Origin of the sequence: Pararhizobium sp. LjRoot255, from assembly GCF_964252905.1 — a bacterium.
Taxonomy (GTDB): Bacteria; Pseudomonadota; Alphaproteobacteria; order Rhizobiales; family Rhizobiaceae; genus Pararhizobium.
On sequence record NZ_CAXUPQ020000002.1, the window covers coordinates 1119356 to 1134530 of the forward strand.

General features: G+C 60.6%; 15 protein-coding genes. 3 read left to right on the plus strand and 12 right to left on the minus strand.

The features are described from left to right. Positions 1-6 precede the first annotated feature (6 nt). A complete protein-coding gene (locus ACSQ2W_RS24330) occupies positions 7-1053 on the plus strand; it encodes a chemotaxis protein CheB (RefSeq protein WP_436088690.1) in 1047 nt (348 codons plus the stop codon). 15 nt (positions 1054-1068) lie between these two features. Here the strand turns inward: ACSQ2W_RS24330 and ACSQ2W_RS24335 are convergent, their stop codons facing one another. From ACSQ2W_RS24335 to ACSQ2W_RS24350, 4 genes are all read right to left on the minus strand, one after another. Next, positions 1069-2040: a type II secretion system F family protein gene (locus ACSQ2W_RS24335; RefSeq protein ID WP_436088691.1), complete on the minus strand. Its 972-nt coding sequence runs from the start codon at positions 2038-2040 to the stop codon at positions 1069-1071. 7 nt (positions 2041-2047) lie between these two features. Next, positions 2048-3049, minus strand: coding sequence for a type II secretion system F family protein (locus tag ACSQ2W_RS24340; RefSeq protein WP_436088692.1), 1002 nt, complete (start codon positions 3047-3049; stop codon positions 2048-2050). Between the two features lie 31 nt (positions 3050-3080). Then, on the minus strand, positions 3081-4511 hold the full coding sequence (locus ACSQ2W_RS24345; RefSeq protein ID WP_436088693.1) for a CpaF family protein: 1431 nt from the start codon (positions 4509-4511) through the stop codon (positions 3081-3083). Positions 4512-4607: 96 nt separating this feature from the next. Further along, a complete protein-coding gene (locus ACSQ2W_RS24350) occupies positions 4608-4769 on the minus strand; it encodes a Flp family type IVb pilin (protein WP_436088694.1) in 162 nt (53 codons plus the stop codon). A gap of 281 nt (positions 4770-5050) precedes the next feature. On the opposite strand from ACSQ2W_RS24350, the gene ACSQ2W_RS24355 reads away from it, so the two are divergent. Beyond that, a complete protein-coding gene (locus ACSQ2W_RS24355) occupies positions 5051-5545 on the plus strand; it encodes a pilus assembly protein N-terminal domain-containing protein (RefSeq protein WP_436088695.1) in 495 nt (164 codons plus the stop codon). A gap of 19 nt (positions 5546-5564) precedes the next feature. Here the strand turns inward: ACSQ2W_RS24355 and ACSQ2W_RS24360 are convergent, their stop codons facing one another. Genes ACSQ2W_RS24360 through ACSQ2W_RS24375 form a run of 4 tightly spaced genes read right to left on the minus strand, consistent with a single transcriptional unit; the run spans position 5565 to position 9104 of the window. Continuing rightward, positions 5565-5990 (minus strand): TadE/TadG family type IV pilus assembly protein, encoded by a 426-nt coding sequence (locus ACSQ2W_RS24360; protein ID WP_436088696.1) that lies wholly within the window; start codon positions 5988-5990, stop codon positions 5565-5567. After that, positions 5987-7738 (minus strand): AAA family ATPase, encoded by a 1752-nt coding sequence (locus ACSQ2W_RS24365; RefSeq protein WP_436088697.1) that lies wholly within the window; start codon positions 7736-7738, stop codon positions 5987-5989. Before ACSQ2W_RS24365 ends, ACSQ2W_RS24360 begins: the two co-directional genes overlap by 4 nt. Positions 7739-7763: 25 nt before the next feature. After that, positions 7764-8555 (minus strand): Flp pilus assembly protein CpaB, encoded by a 792-nt coding sequence (gene cpaB, locus ACSQ2W_RS24370; RefSeq protein ID WP_436088698.1) that lies wholly within the window; start codon positions 8553-8555, stop codon positions 7764-7766. A 36-nt stretch (positions 8556-8591) separates the two neighbouring features. Then, positions 8592-9104: an A24 family peptidase gene (locus ACSQ2W_RS24375; protein WP_436088699.1), complete on the minus strand. Its 513-nt coding sequence runs from the start codon at positions 9102-9104 to the stop codon at positions 8592-8594. Between the two features lie 205 nt (positions 9105-9309). Between ACSQ2W_RS24375 and ACSQ2W_RS24380 the strand changes: the two genes are divergently transcribed. After that, a complete protein-coding gene (locus tag ACSQ2W_RS24380; RefSeq protein WP_436088700.1) occupies positions 9310-10596 on the plus strand; it encodes a pilus assembly protein TadG-related protein in 1287 nt (428 codons plus the stop codon). A 79-nt stretch (positions 10597-10675) separates the two neighbouring features. Here ACSQ2W_RS24380 and ACSQ2W_RS24385 read toward each other — a convergent pair whose 3' ends face one another. The 4 genes from ACSQ2W_RS24385 to ACSQ2W_RS24400 are packed head-to-tail and all read right to left on the minus strand — an operon-like array spanning position 10676 to position 15137. Continuing rightward, positions 10676-12298 carry an FGGY-family carbohydrate kinase gene (locus ACSQ2W_RS24385; RefSeq protein WP_436088701.1) on the minus strand — a complete coding sequence of 541 codons (1623 nt, stop codon included), beginning with the start codon at positions 12296-12298 and terminating at the stop codon, positions 10676-10678. Positions 12299-12300: 2 nt separating this feature from the next. Then, entirely contained in the window at positions 12301-13029 is a 729-nt protein-coding gene (locus ACSQ2W_RS24390) for an SDR family oxidoreductase (protein ID WP_436088702.1), read from the minus strand. Positions 13030-13059: 30 nt separating this feature from the next. Then, positions 13060-14319 carry a sugar ABC transporter permease gene (locus ACSQ2W_RS24395; protein ID WP_436088703.1) on the minus strand — a complete coding sequence of 420 codons (1260 nt, stop codon included), beginning with the start codon at positions 14317-14319 and terminating at the stop codon, positions 13060-13062. Next, positions 14316-15137 carry an ATP-binding cassette domain-containing protein gene (locus ACSQ2W_RS24400; protein WP_436088704.1) on the minus strand — a complete coding sequence of 274 codons (822 nt, stop codon included), beginning with the start codon at positions 15135-15137 and terminating at the stop codon, positions 14316-14318. Before ACSQ2W_RS24400 ends, ACSQ2W_RS24395 begins: the two co-directional genes overlap by 4 nt. Positions 15138-15175 lie beyond the last annotated feature (38 nt).

The window sequence follows — 15175 nt, forward strand, 5'->3', positions numbered from 1 at the left end:
GGAACGATGGTCCGGATACTTCTCGCCACAGGCAGGTCCGATCTCCAGGAGCTCGTCGAAAAGGCGGCACTGGACGACGCGGACGTGAAGCTCGTCGGAACCGCAAGGAGTGAAACCGAGGCGGTCAGGTTGGCCCGGGAACTTTCGCCTGACATCGTTGCGGTCGAACTCCTACTCAGTGGCGAAGACAGCGCGGACACCGTTAAGGAGATCATGATTTCGGCCCCGGCTCCCATCATCATGGTGTCGTGCGACAACTACGCGGAATTGGGAAGTCTCTCCGGCCGTGCACTCGAGGCCGGGGCGCTGGCCGTCATTCCTGCCCCTCCCTTAGTCGACGGTCGGCTGCAAAAAACAGGCACCGACAAGTTCCTGTCGACGATCAAGGCGATGTCGCAGGTGAAGGTGGTCAGACGGCGGCGCAACAGGTCCGGCGCGGACAGGCGCGCTGACGTCCTTCCGGTCGGCCGCAACGCGCCGATCGGAATTGTGGGCATCACCGCGTCCACCGGCGGTCCGGCCGCTATCCGGTCGATACTGAAGAATGTTTCCGCCGGTTTTCCGGCTCCGATTCTGATTGTCCAGCATATTTCCAGCGGGTTCATCGAAGGCATGGCCGTCTCCCTCGACGCCACAGTTCCTCTCAAGGTCAAGGTTGCCGCGGACGGTGAACGTTTGAAACCCGGAACTGTCTATCTGGCTCCGGACGGGCATCAGCTTGGAGTATCGGGCCGAACACGGATCTGCGTCACCGATGACGCTGCTGGTTACAGTTTCACGCCCTCCGGGTCCTACCTGTTCAGTTCCATCGCGCGAGCATTCAAGACCGAATCCCTCGCGGTTGTCCTGACGGGAATGGGCGATGACGGCACCGAAGGCCTCCGCTCGCTCCGAAAGGCTGGTGGCAAGGTGATTGCCCAGGATGAGAAGAGTTCGATTATCTTCGGCATGCCAAAAGCGGCCATCGGGGCAGGTCTTGTCGATTTCGTGTTGCCGTTGGAAAGGATAGCCGGGAAGATCGTCGCGCTGAGCGGCAACGGACAGGGAGGTTAGCCCGCCCCTGTCCGTTCATGGAATGCCGGCTATCTGTATCGCCGCAGGGGTCATGATGACTGCGAAGAGCACAGGCAGGAAGAAGAGGATCATCGGTACGGTCAGCTTGGGTGGAAGAGCGGCTGCCTTTTTCTCCGCCTCGCTCATCCGCATGTCGCGGTTTTCCTGCGCCATGACGCGCAGCGCCTGACCAAGCGCCGTACCATATTTCTCCGCCTGTATCAGACTGGTTACGACCGCCCGGACCCCCTCGACGCCGGTGCGCTTTCCGAGATTCTCGTAGGCCTGCCGCCGGTCTTGCAGATAGGAAAGTTCGGCGGTGGTCAGCATCATTTCTTCCGCGATTTCGGGCGACTGCATACCGATTTCCTCGCCCACTTTGCGGAACGCGCTTTCTATACCCATGCCCGCCTCGACCGTGATCAGCAGAAGGTCGAGCGCTTCGGGCCATGAGCGCTGGATCGATTTCTGTCGCTTCGTGATCCTGTTCTTGATGAATATCGCCGGTACGAAATAACCGAGCGAACCCACAGTAGCGGCGATGGCCACGACCAGGAGGAGTGGCGCCGCCGGTCTGACAATGAGGAGGAGGTAGAGCAAGCAAGCGGCGAAGATCGCAAGCGGAGAAATCAGCCGAACTGCCAGAAAGGTCGTCACCGGAGCGTGCCCACGATAACCGGCCATCCGCAATTTGTTGACGATCTCGCCATCCTCGGCCTGCTTGGCGAGGTTGAAGCGGTCAACAATCTCCTGGAACAGCTTTCTGGGTTCCGCGCGTAGCGAGACGGGACGCTTCACTGCATTCAGTCGGGCTCGCTCGCGCTGGCGGATGCGCTCCTGTTCGCCCTCCACCTTGTGCAGGCGCGCCGCGAGATTATCGCGAAACATGTAAGGCCAGGAAACCGCGACCACGGAGGAGAATGCAGCGAAAGCGGCCATCATGGCAGAAAGCTTTTCCGGTTCAGGGATGTAGGCGGCGATATTCATGTGCTTCTCAGAAATCGAAGTTGATCATTTTTCGCATGACGAGAGTTCCGATGCTCATCCAAAGGGCACAGCCCGCGAGCACGATCTTCCCGGTCAGCGTGGTAAACAAAAGCGACATGTAGTCGGGACTGGTGAGATATACTGCACCGGCCACGAAGAACGGCAGGGCACCGATAATCCCTGCGGAGGATTTCGCCTCCGCACTCATCGCCCTGATCTTTCCTTTCATCTTCTTACGCTCTCGCAGCACCTTGGAAAGGTTTCCGAGCGCCTCCGACAGGCTGCCACCGGTGCGGCTCTGAATCGTGATGACTATAGCGAAGAAGTTAGCCTCCGACAGCGGCACACGGTCCCACATTTTTTGCACCGCTTCATCGATTGGGATTCCGAGTGTCTGGTCCTGAGCAATGGCGACGAATTCGCTTTTGACTGGTTCCTGGGCTTCCGTTGCGATGACGCGCAGACAGTCTGCCATCGGCAGGCCGGCCTTGAGGCCACGTACGATCACGTCGACTGCGTTGGGGAATTCGGCGCTGAAGCGCTTGAAGCGTGCCTTCCGCTTCGAGTTTACATAGATGTGCGGCAGCAGTAGACCGCCAGCCACGCCACAGCCAAGCATGGCGATCGTATTAAGCCCCAAGAGGAGCGCTATTACATAGGAGGCGAGGCCCGCGCCGACGCAGACAAGATAATAGGTCTTGCGAGTCCAGTTTAGGCCGGCCTGGCGAATCCTGCCTGCCAGCGTCGGCTTGCCGCCTTTCTTCGCATTGGCCTTTTGCTTCTCGTCGATTTCGCGCAGCGTCTTTTCCACGAAGCGGCGGCGGTCGCGGCCATCCTCATCGACGGACTCTGCGGTGTTGCGATCGGTAAGCGCTGCTATTCGTTCGAACCTCTGCTTGTAAACACTGGCTTTGGCCACATGCGGATAGAGAATGGCGAGCATAACCCCGCCAACGCTCGTGGAAGCGAGGACGAAAACAAACAACGGAAACAACGGGGACGTTAGCATATGTGTCCAATCTGGGTCAGAAGGGTCCCACTCACGCGGCCGCTTTCATTTCAGCCGCATCGAGCGCCGCCGCAAGGCGTGCTTCCTCGCCGTAATAGCGTGCGCGATCCCAGAAGGCGGGGCGTCCGATACCGGTGGAGCGATGCCGTCCAATAACGTTGCCTTTCGAGTCTTCGCCGAGAATGTCGTAGACAAAGAGATCCTGCGTCGTCACAACGTCGCCCTCCATGCCCAGCACTTCAGTAATGTGGGTGATGCGGCGCGAACCGTCGCGCAGGCGCGATGCCTGCACAATCACGTCAACCGATGAGACAAGCATCTCCCGGATGGTCTTGGCCGGTAGCGAGTGACCACCCATGGTGATCATGGCCTCGACGCGCGAGATCGCCTCGCGCGGAGAGTTGGCGTGGAGTGTTCCCATCGAGCCGTCGTGGCCGGTGTTCATTGCCTGCAAGAGGTCGAAGGCCTCCGGCCCGCGCACTTCGCCGACGATGATGCGCTCCGGCCGCATGCGCAGGCAATTCTTGACCAGACTGCGCATGGTTATTTCACCCTGGCCCTCTATGTTGGGTGGACGCGTCTCGAGCCGCACGACATGTGGCTGTTGAAGTTGCAGTTCGGCGGCGTCCTCGCAAGTAATGATGCGCTCGCCAGCATCGATATATCCGGTCAGGCAGTTCAGCAGCGTCGTCTTGCCGGAACCCGTGCCCCCTGAAATAAGTATGTTGCAGCGCACCCGGCCGATGATCTTGAGGATCTCGGCGCCTTCGGGCGTGATCGAACCGAAGCGAACCAACTGATCGAGAGTTAGCTTCTCCTTCTTGAACTTGCGGATAGTAAGCGTTGGCCCGTCGATTGCCAGCGGAGGCGCAATGACGTTGACGCGAGACCCGTCGGCCAGACGGGCGTCGCAGATCGGGCTGGATTCATCGACGCGCCGGCCGACCTGGCTGACGATACGTTGGCAGATGTTCAAGAGCTGCTCGTTGTCGCGGAAACGAATATCTGTTTCCTCGACCTTGCCACCGACTTCGATGAAGACGTGGTTGGCGCCATTGACCATGATGTCAGCGATGTCGTCGCGCTCGAGCAGCGGCTCGAGGGGGCCGTAACCAAGTATATCGTTGCAGATGTCGCAAAGCAGATCGTTCTGCTCGGTCATCGAAATCCCGGCCTTCTTGGCCGCGACGATGTCATTGACGATTACGCCGATCTCTTTGCGCGCCTGATCGCTATCCATGGTGGACAAGGCGGCGACATCGATGGTGGCTATGAGGGCGCTGAAGATTTCCTTTTTCAGACTGTAGTATTGTTCGGCCTTTTCAGCCTTGGCCGCCACCAGAACCTCGACTGTCGTCTGAGGTTGGCTTGGCACCAAAACGGGTTGCCGTTCGCGCGCCCTCTCAGGCTGGGCTACGGTCTCGATGACCTTTTCCTCCGATATGGACTTTTTGCCGAACATCGATTTGGCCAACCTGAGTTGATTCAAACTGGGGCTAGAAACGAGCTGGCGGAGATGGGTGTCTCCGCCTTGCTCTGCAACATGTTGGCGCGCTTATTAGATCGCGGTGGAGATGCTGGTGAACACGGCGGCGACATCGGTGCCGACGGTTCTCACCGCGGTAATGATAGCGACGGCGATCAGGCCGCCGATCAGGCTGTATTCGATGGCGGTAGCGCCGGCTTCGTCGCGGGCAAAGCGAACAAGGAGCTTTTTCATGATTCGGTCCTTCAGTGGTTGGGGTTGTGCCGACTCCAAGTTCGGCATCACAGGTCGGGCCGGGTTTCAGCCTCGTTTCCCGCTTGCTGTGTGGTCCTCATATAGACTTTCTTAACCCTTTTGATCCATTCAGCCTGATGGCCGATACCCCTTCCGGAGGAGATCAGCCTGTTGGTCTAGTCCGATCGTCAAGCCGCGACTATGCTATGCTCTTGCTGGTTACCGGAACGGATGAGGCTTCCGTCCGTTTATCAAGATCGGCAGCAACTGGGAGTGGTCGAATGCGCACTGGCGTGAAATGGCCCGTTCTCGTCTTGGCGATGTGCGCTGTGGTCAATGCGGTTCAAGCCGCGGAAGATCCCCCCCGAGGCGATAATGCGCAGGAGCCCGCCCGGCAAACAGATGCCGTGGTGAAGGTCATCGTCGATTTTGCGAGACCTTTTATCCTTGATCGCCCCGCGAGCACGGTCATCATCGGTAATCCGGCGATCGCGCAGGCAACACTCAGCGACGACAAGACGGTGATCCTCACCGGCAAGACACCGGGATCAACGAACCTGATCGTCATGGACGCCGACGGCGCCGAGGTCGCCAATGTCGTCCTCGACGTGGTCGCTGCTGGCGGACGTTTAATCACCGTGCACGAGGGCAACGGACGCGCGACCTATAGTTGCTCGAAGCGCTGCGATCCGGTTCAATCCAGTGAAGAAAGCCCTACGTCGAGCCCCCCTCAAGCCACGGAGAACGGCAATGCGACAGATGCCGGCGGGCCATGACCGGCGCGGGCAAGAAGCATCAGCCGATCGGGATCCGCCGCGACAGCTCCAGGCTGACGGGACTCTCCGTCCATCCGGGGATGAAGAACGCAAACGGATAACGGATCGACATCACTCGAAAGGCAATTCCGTCTACCGTTTCCTTGCCGACGGAAATTTGTAGCAACTGCGGCTCTCCGCTGTCGAAATTGTCACGTACGGCGCTTTCCAGCTTCGCTTGCGCTTCGCTGTCGGGCGCGTCCCGGGAGATTTGTCCGATGAGCACCTGTCGCTCCGCGACATCTGCAGCGTAGGAAAGGTCGTTTTGCACATGGAGCGCGCGGCCGAACTCGATGATCCCGAGCATGAGCAGCAGCAGGGGAAAACACACGAGCGCGAATTCGACTGCCATAGCGCCGGACTGGCTGCGCCAGACGCGACGCAGGAGTTTGGGCGACGCCGTCATCGAACCTGCACCTGCATCGAGGAACTGAGCTGGAAAGGCGGAAGTACCTCCGGCAGAGACATCGGCTGATAGGATTTCGCCGCCTCCAGGCGGTAATACACCAATTGCGGAGCCGAGCTTGCACAGGGCGTCTTTCCGCATTCCGGTGCAGCCGCCGGCGTGACATCGGCGTTTTCCGGGCAGGCACAGTAGCGTTTTACGGGGGCGAGCGTGACATTGGCGGGTCTTGCGCCTTGCGCGAGCGTCGACTGCAGCACCTTGTCGACCTTCATCGGTCCTGGATCGGCCATGGCGGCTTGCGCACCGGCGCGAAGCACGTGATCGATCGTCATCCGTTCGGTGATCGCGAGTCCGACGTCGGCCATGGCTACCAGGCTGAGCGCGAGCACCGGAGCAATCAACGCAAACTCCACGGCAGAGACGCCTGCCTCGGACTTCCTGAGTTCGCTCGCCATCGTGCACAGGGCCGACGGGGCTCTCTTCGGTTTTCCGCCTTTGAAGAGTTTCCGCGCCCATGCGCGCAAGCCTTTTTGCCGGGGTCGTCTCTCCCCGGTTCCACCGACGTGCCAGGCAAGCGAAGCCATGGCCTTGCCGGGCTTGGACTCGGGCGCCGTCTCGATGACCAACTGGCCATTGTTCGCCGCCTTACCGAAGAGCTGCGGATCGAACGGAATGCATATGCTTTCATGAAGTCCAACGGCCTCGACAAAGTCCTTCGGTTTGATCTCGGGAAGCTTCGGCGTGTCAGTCTTGTTGAGCACGAGTCTCGGCGGCGGATCGTTGGGACGTTCCTTCTTCAGGAGTTCGATCAGGCTCTTGGCGTTGCGCATGCTGGCAAGATCCGGTGTAGCGACGACGACGATCTCATCAGCCTCCAGCAGGATTTTCCGCGTCCATTGCATCCAGATGTGAGGCAAGTCGACCACGACGTGCCAGGAGTTTGACCGAGCGACATCGAGCAGATGATCAACATGGTTCTCCTTCAGGGTGAGGAACCTGTTGAGGTCGGCGGCGGAGGGAAGCAGATGCAGTCGCTCGCCATAGGGTACAGTCAAGCGCCGCAGGAGGACGTCGTCGAGACGGTCCGTGCCGTTGAGCACGTCAGCCATGCCTTGTGTCGCCTCTACATCGAAATTGAGGCCCACGGTGCCAAATTGGAGGTCAAGATCGGCCACCAGCACATCGGCGTCGACGCGCGTCGACATCGCAAAGGCCACGTTGTGCGCCAGCGTGGAGGATCCGGTTCCTCCCTTGGCGCCGACGAAGGCAACGATGCGTCCGAGCTTTTCTTCCGTCGAGTCACGAAAGCAGCGATGGACTGCAGCGACGAACTCGATCGGTTCAAGCGGCATGACGAGATAATCGCTCACGCCGGCGTCCAGCAGCTTCTTGTAGAGGCCGACGTCGTTGGAGCGGCCGATGAGGATGACCTTGGTGCCGGTGACGCACTCCACCGCCAGCGCCTCGAGCGCCGCCATCAGCCGAACCTCGTCGTCGTCTTTGTTCTCGACAACGACGAGGTTCGGCGAGGTGATGCCGCCATAGAGGGCCGTCGCCTCCATGATTCCGCCGTCCTTGATCGTCACGTTGGCCCTCGCCATGCGGCGGTCGATCGACGCGATGCGGATGGTCTCGCTCACCTCCTCCGACCGGCAGAAGACCGCGATATCGACCTTCGGGATGGGTAGAAGCGGCGGGGCGGCCGCTGACTGCGACGATTTCTGTGTTTCGTTGCCGAGCTGTTTCATCTGTCTGAGACTTCCTTGAAATCGATCAACTGCCGTCGGAGCGGGACGGGACTTCGACCATCGACATGCGTCCGCCACTGACAATGCGCACGACGCCCCTTCGGTTTCCCTCGGTTTCCACAACCGGCGCTTCATGATTGTCGGCGACCGCACGGAGCGCGAGCGAAACAGTGCCGGAGGATTCCGCAGCGGCGATGATTGCGATCTGCTCGGGGCCTGCCTCGAGCGTTGCGGTTTTCCCAACGACCGAGGTGCCGTCCGCCCCCTCCGAGATTGTCTGATCGACCGCGAGCACCCGTATGTTGGAAAGGATCGCGCGGCTTATGACCTTGCCGTCCTTGCCGGAGGAATCCTGACGGGTAACGGTATGGATGACGTCGACATGATCGTTGGGGAGGATGAAGCCGCCGGCCGTGCTTTCCGCCGTCACGCGAACGGCGATCGCCCGCTTTCCGGACGGCAGCATGCTTGAGAGAAAGCCCGCTCCACGATCAGCCAGCTTGTCTTCGCGGATCGGTTCGCCAGCGACGAAGCCGCTCTGGGCGAGCATGCCCTTGAGCGCCACTATCGCATCCGGCCGTGACGCACGGCTGATGAACACAGGCGGAATGTCGCCTTCCCACGACTGCCAACGGAGATTGACCTCCTCAAGCACCACCCCACGGGCGAGCTCGGAAGCGGCGACGAGCACTTCTTGTTCCGGCGCCCTTTGGATTTCGGCGGCAGCGACCGTCGGCTGCACGGAGACACCAAGCGCCAGCCAGGAGGCAGCGCCGCCGGAGGCAAGTGCGAGCAGGAGAATGGCGATGCGGATCATGGCTTACCTCGTGGGGTTGTCTCGGGGCTCGACGCATCAGATGAACGCGGAAAACCAATGGCTTTCTGGAAGCAACAGCAGCGCCGCTGGTGCCATCGCCGCTCCGTAGGGAATACCCGGTTCACGAGCATGCAGCCGGTTGGACCAGGTGCGTCGTTGCAGGACGATCGGCAGCGGGGCCTGGCGAAACTGGAGCACCACAAGCGTAAGGGCCGCGCCAATCACCGATGCATAAAGGACGAAATGGAGGGCCAGGTCGGCCCCGAGCCAAAGCACGGCGACCGGAAGCAGTTTTGCGTCGCCGCCACCGATCCAGCCGAAGGCGAAGAAGGCAAAGGTGCAAGCCAGCACGGCGGAGGCAACGAGACTGCTCGAGGAGATCGTCGCCAGGTCCACGCCTGCGGCCGGCGCAAGGATCGCATAGGCGGTCGCCAATGCACCGACAAGGCGGTTCGATATCGTCATCGTCACCACGTCCCTGATGCCGGCATAGGTCATTGTCCCGGCGAACAGGAAAAATGCGAGCCAAGCCGCGACTGTCGAAATCATGTGCAGCGCCTTTCACGAGACTAGAAGTGATTTCTCGAACTGCGGCGGAATGTGCCGTTTGGCCGGCAAAAGCGCTATTCGGCCTGATGGCCTACTGAGCCGGGGACTAAGGACGCTGCGCGGCCTAGGCCAAGTGGCCGAATCGTAAAACCTTGGAGGAAGGAGATAATCGCCGGACCTTAAATGAGGACTCGGGTTACATCGAATGAATGCCAACATCGGAGCCGCTTTCAGAAAGGCGCGCCACCTTCTGCGTTGCTTGCAGGAGGACGAGCGCGGCGCAGTCGCCGTCATCGCCGCGATCCTCTTCCCTGTCGCGGTGGGCGCGATGGGGCTGGGTGCGGAGACTGGATATTGGTACCTGAAGGATCGTAAGCTGCAGCACGCAGCGGACGTTTCCGCGCATGCTGCAGCCGTCCGCTATCGCGCCGGAGACAGTCAGCCTGGACTCGAGGCCGCGGCTCTCAGGATAGCGAGCGCGTCAGGTTACCTGCCGCAAGCCGGCGGCATGACGGTGAGTGCACAAGTCGGGGTGACCGGAGCAAGCGGTAAAGTGACCGTCGTGCTGACGGAGACGCATGCGCGTTTGTTCTCCTCTGTCTTTTCGGGCGAACCGATGCAGTTGACCGCCCGAGCCGTTGCCGAGGTGAAGGGCGGCGCCAAGGCATGTGTGCTCGCCTTGTCGAATTCTGCGTCGGGAGCGATCACCGTGACCGGCTCGACAGAGGTCCGGCTGTCGGACTGCAGCATCGCATCCAATTCGAGCGCTGCGGACGCGTTTCTGATGAAGAACGGCAGCGCCGTGATGTCGACCGACTGCGTGTACACGGTGGGGGAGGCCGTGACGACGACCGGTCTCACGATGACCGGATGCAGAGAGCCGGTCGAGCGCGCGCCTCCGACGCCGGACCCGTATGTGTCCGTTCGCGAGCCGGACAATATGCACATTCAGCAGCTTCCTTGTCGCACGCTCGACTATGTCTCGAACGCCACCTATGTTTTCGATCGCCTCCCAACGGGCGAGGAGGCGATCAGATTCTGCGGCGGACTGGAGATCAAGGGAACCGTGACGCTGAAGCCCGGCCTCTATATAATTGACGGCGGAGATTTCACGGTGACTGCAGGCGCCAAGCTCTCAGGTGACGGCGTCACGCTGTTCTTCGCCAACTCTGCCGCGGCCAAGCTGACGGGCAACGGCGATATCGATTTGTCCTCTCCCACGAACGGACCTTATGCCGGCCTTTTGTTCTTCGGCAGCCGTCAGACGTCCGGAGTGGCTCACCAGGTGACCGGTAACTCCGAATCGACGTTGAAAGGCAGCCTTTATATGCCGACCGGAACTATCGATTTCACGGGCAATTCCACCGTATCGGGAGGGTGCACCCAGATCGTCGCCGATCAAGTTACTTTCACGGGCAATTCGACGATGGAAACCTGCGCTTCGGCAGCCGACGAGATCCTGGTCGGGGCGACTGTCTCGCTTATCGAATAGTCTTTGCGCACCGGGCGTAATCGCTCCGTTGTATGAATAATTCAGCCATGCAGTGATGCTGAGCCTCGCTCCCTCTATGCTAAGACGCGAGCCTGATTTCACGGCCGACAGACTGCAGTCTCTCGAAAATCCGATATCGCCTCTCGTGTACCAGCTCGATTTCGCCCACTGCGGGCTTGAAGATTTTCGAGGCGGTCGACATTTCCATCATGGCATCGGCCAGCGCCGGGTAGCGGCCTGCTGCCACCGCCGCCAGCATGGCCGCGCCGAGAAGGACAGGTTCAGGCGTGTCCGCAAAAGTAAGGGGCACACCGGTTGTGTCGGCCAACAACTGGCGGACGAGATTGCTCTGCGCCGCTCCGCCGCTTGCAACGATAAGGTCGATCGGAATTCCCTCGTCGGCGAGTTTTACCAGCAACTGCCTCAGCCCGTAGCCGATACCGCATAGTCCGGCGACATAGAGAGAAATCAGGCCAGAAATGCTGGCGTCCAGCCCGAGCCCCGCAATGAGCGCACGGGCATCGGGATCCGCGTGGGGAGAGCGGTTTCCGAGAAATTCGGGGACGACGTGGATGGACCCCGCTAGCGTGACCGCGTTGTGCAGACTTGCGCACATTTTCGAGGCCTCGCCCTCAAGCCAGGCTACCAGGGAGGATCCGGCCGCTTCGGCTTGGGCGCAAGCCTGCGGTGATGCTGGATGCATCGCCACAAGATAATCGATTGCGGCACCAGCTGCCGACTGTCCGCCTTCGTTGAGCCAGAGGCCCGGGATCATGGCGGAATAGTATGGCCCCCACACCCCATCGACAAAGACGGGTTCTTTGCTTGACGCCATTGAACAGGCCGATGTTCCAAAGATATATGCCAGTCTGCGGCCGACGTCGGAACTGGCGCCGTCGACAGCGACGCCCAGCGTTCCGATGCCGCCCGCATGCGCGTCGATGAGGGCTGCTCCGACAGCCGTTCCGGTCCTCAGCCCCAGATCGGCGGCCGCCTCCTCGGTCAGGCCGCAACCAAGCGACATACCGGGTTTCACGATGTCGGTGCCAATTCTGGCAAACCCGTCCGCCACGAGCTCGCCCAGGCCGATCGTCTCGAAGTAGTCCGGATCCCAACGGTTCTCATGGGCGAGATAGGTCCATTTGCAGGTCACCGTGCAAATCGAACGGCTCAGCGAGCCCGTTGCGCGCCAGGTCAAATAGTCGGCGAGGTCAAAAAAGTGGCCGGCGACGGCGAAGGATTCCGGAAGATTGCGTTTCAACCAGAGCAGTTTCGGCGTTTCCATTTCCGGCGAGATCCGTCCACCGGCGTAGTTCAGAACCGTGTGATGCCCCGCATTGATCTCGGCCGCCTCGCCCGCCGCCCGATGGTCCATCCAGACCATGATATTGCGGGCAGGATCCCCTGAAGGCCCGACCGCCACCGGCGAACCATCCGCGTTGACGACGACCAGCGAGCAGGTCGCGTCAAAACCGACACCGGAGACTTCGGCGATCGCGACACCTGCCGCACCGACCGCTTCCTTGACGCTGCCGCATACCGCTGCCCATATCTGCTCGCTGGACTGCTCCACGATGCCGCCGGCCTCATGCCAGATCGTGATCGGTCGTTTTGCCGAAGCGAGCAAACCTCCCTTCTCGTCGAAAACGCCTGCGCGGGCGCTGCCTGTGCCAACATCGATCCCGATGAAAAAACGTCCCATCGTCATAGGTCCGTGCTGAACGGCAGGATGACGAGATCGCGGATCGTGACGTTGCGGGGTCTCGACAGCATGAACAACACCGTTTCCGCCACTTCGGTCGCCTCCATCAATCCGCCCGAAGCGATCGCCTCATCGAGTTTTTCCTGAGGCCAGTCGCTGATGAGTGCCGTTGCCACGGGACCCGGCGCAACCGCGCCCACGCGGATGCCGTGCTTCACGACCTGCCGCCTGACCGTGTGAACGAAGGCCTGTACCGCATGTTTGGATGCCGTGTAGATTGGCTCCCATACCACCGGAACCAGGCCGGCAATTGAGCTGGTCATGATGATATCACCCGTCTTCCTCTCAACCATGTGGGGCAACACCGCTTGCACTGATCTGAAGGCAGCGTTGACATTGAGATTCAGCATCTGGTCCCAGGCATCGGGATCACCGTCCACGACTTCCCCGCCGATGTAGGATCCCGCATTGGCGTGGAAGATATCAAGCTTACCGAACTTCTCGAGAATTCGTGGCATCATCGTCGCGACACTTGCGGGATTGGCAAGATCAACGACCAGAGGGAAAGCTTGCGGACCCAATTCCGAACATACGGTCTTCAGGGTATCCTCGGCTCTGTCGATGAGGATGACGTTTACGCCCTCCCGCAACAGCGATTTGGCGCATTCAAGGCCGATCCCCGAGGCAGCCCCGGTAATCGCTGCTACCTTGCCAGAAAGTTCCTGTTTCATATCAATCCTTACTTGGCGTTTGTCGTTGTGTCAGGCGCGACCGTGCGAAACCCGCGACCGGCGCGCCAGGGAATCGACGATGACAGCGATGGCGAGAACGGCACCGGTGATCATGTAGCGAAGCGACGACGACAGATCGAGCAGCGTCAGCCCGTTGGCGATCGACTGGATGACGATGATGCCGAGTAGCGCGGAGTATGCGTTGCCGCGGCCGCCGAAGAGGCTCGTTCCACCGATTACAGCTGCCGCGATGGCATTCAAATTGACGTCGCCGGTTCCCGCCTGTTGGCTTGCGGATGCGAGACGCGCAGCGGCCAGGACGCCACCAAGCGCGGCGAGCATCGAGCAGAGCACGAAGGCACTGGTGTAGACGCGCCGGACGTTGATACCGGCGCGACGTGCGGCCTCACGGTTACCGCCTACAGCGGTCATCGAGCGGCCCCACTGCGTCCGCGTCAGCGCATAGTTCATGATCATGACCAATCCGACGAAGAGGCCGAACATCCAAGGAACACCGCGGTCCTGGTTCAGGTAGAGAACGATGAGTTCCAGCGCGATGGTGATTGCCGCAGCCCGAACAATGATGCTGCGGAGCGACGGTGCGGAAAGGTTGGCCTCGCGGCGGCGGCTTATCGTGCGGATACTCGTGACCAGCAAAATGATGCCTGGCAGTGCCGCAAGAACATGGGCGACGAGACGCGGCATGACCATCATCTGGCCGAAGTTCACCACGGCCGAACCATAGGGCAAATTGATCGAGCCGGTGGAGCCGAGAATATAGAGCTGCATGCCAAGAACGGCGAGCAGGCCGGAAAGCGTCGAAACGAAACTCGGCATGCCCAGGCGATTGAAGAGCAGCGCGTAGATGAAGCCGATCATCCCGCCGAAGGTTACGGCAGCAAGGATGGCAAGCGCGACCGGCGCGCCCTGGTTGACCCAGAGCGTGCCGACAATGGCCGAGGCGAAACCGCTGATCGAACCGACGGAAAGGTCGATCTCACCGACCATGAGTACGCAGACGATACCCAGCGCAATCACGCCCACTGTCGAGCAGTCGAAAAGCAGATTGACGAGGTTGTTGCTCGACAAGAACACTGGATTGAGGCTTGCGAAAACGGTCCAGATCAGCACCAGCCCGACAATGACCGGCAAGGAGCCAAGATCCCCCGACCGTATCCGATCGATAAAGGCGCGGATGGCTCCGCTGATGCCTGTTTCATGCTTCACGCGAATGTCGCTGCGATCCAGCATCGTCACGACGCCCGCGTTCTCGTTGGCCGTGCCGGTCATAGCTGCCCTCCCTCGGAGATTTGCTGCTGTGCGTGTCGCCGCCCGGCTCTTCTGGAGACCGAATTGTCTGCGGCGCCGGTGATCGCTCCCACGAGCTCGTGATTCGACGCGTCGGGTGTGAAGACGCCGTTGTTGCGACCAAGGCGGAGCACGACGATGCGGTCAGCAACGGCGCGAACGTCTTCCATGTTGTGGCTGATCATGATGACGCCGAGGCCGCGGTCACGGACCCTTTCGATCAGGTTGAGAACTTCGGCTGTCTGCGCCACACCGAGTGCCGCCGTGGGCTCGTCCAGCAGAATGAGCTTCGGCTCGAGGAGCAGCGAACGGGCAATCGCGACGGTCTGGCGTTGGCCGCCGGAAAGCGAGGCAATCGGAATGCGGACACTGGGGATGCGCGCTGAAAGCTCGTTCAAAAGCTTCCAGGACCGCACCTCCATGGTCGTTTCGTCAAGCTGAAGCCTGTTGAGTTCTCGCCCAAGAAAGATGTTGGCGACCACATCCAGATTCTCGCAGAGTGCGAGATCCTGGAATACCGTCGCAATGCCGAGATTGAGCGCCGCACTCGGGTCCGTCAGCGTCACAGGCTTGCCGCAGAAGGTTATGGTCCCGGACGTCGGCTGATGCACGCCGGCAAGCGTCTTCACGAGGGTCGACTTCCCGGCACCGTTGTCGCCAACGAGTGCAACGACTTCGCCCGCATGCACGTCGAGATCGATGTTGGTCAGCGCCGAAACGGCACCGAAGTTCTTGGAGATGCCGCGCAGGCTAAGCACCAGCTCGCCCGCTGGGTCCATGTGGTTTTGAGTGTCGGTCATGGCTGGCAAGCCTTTCGATATGATCGGTTGAGAAAGTG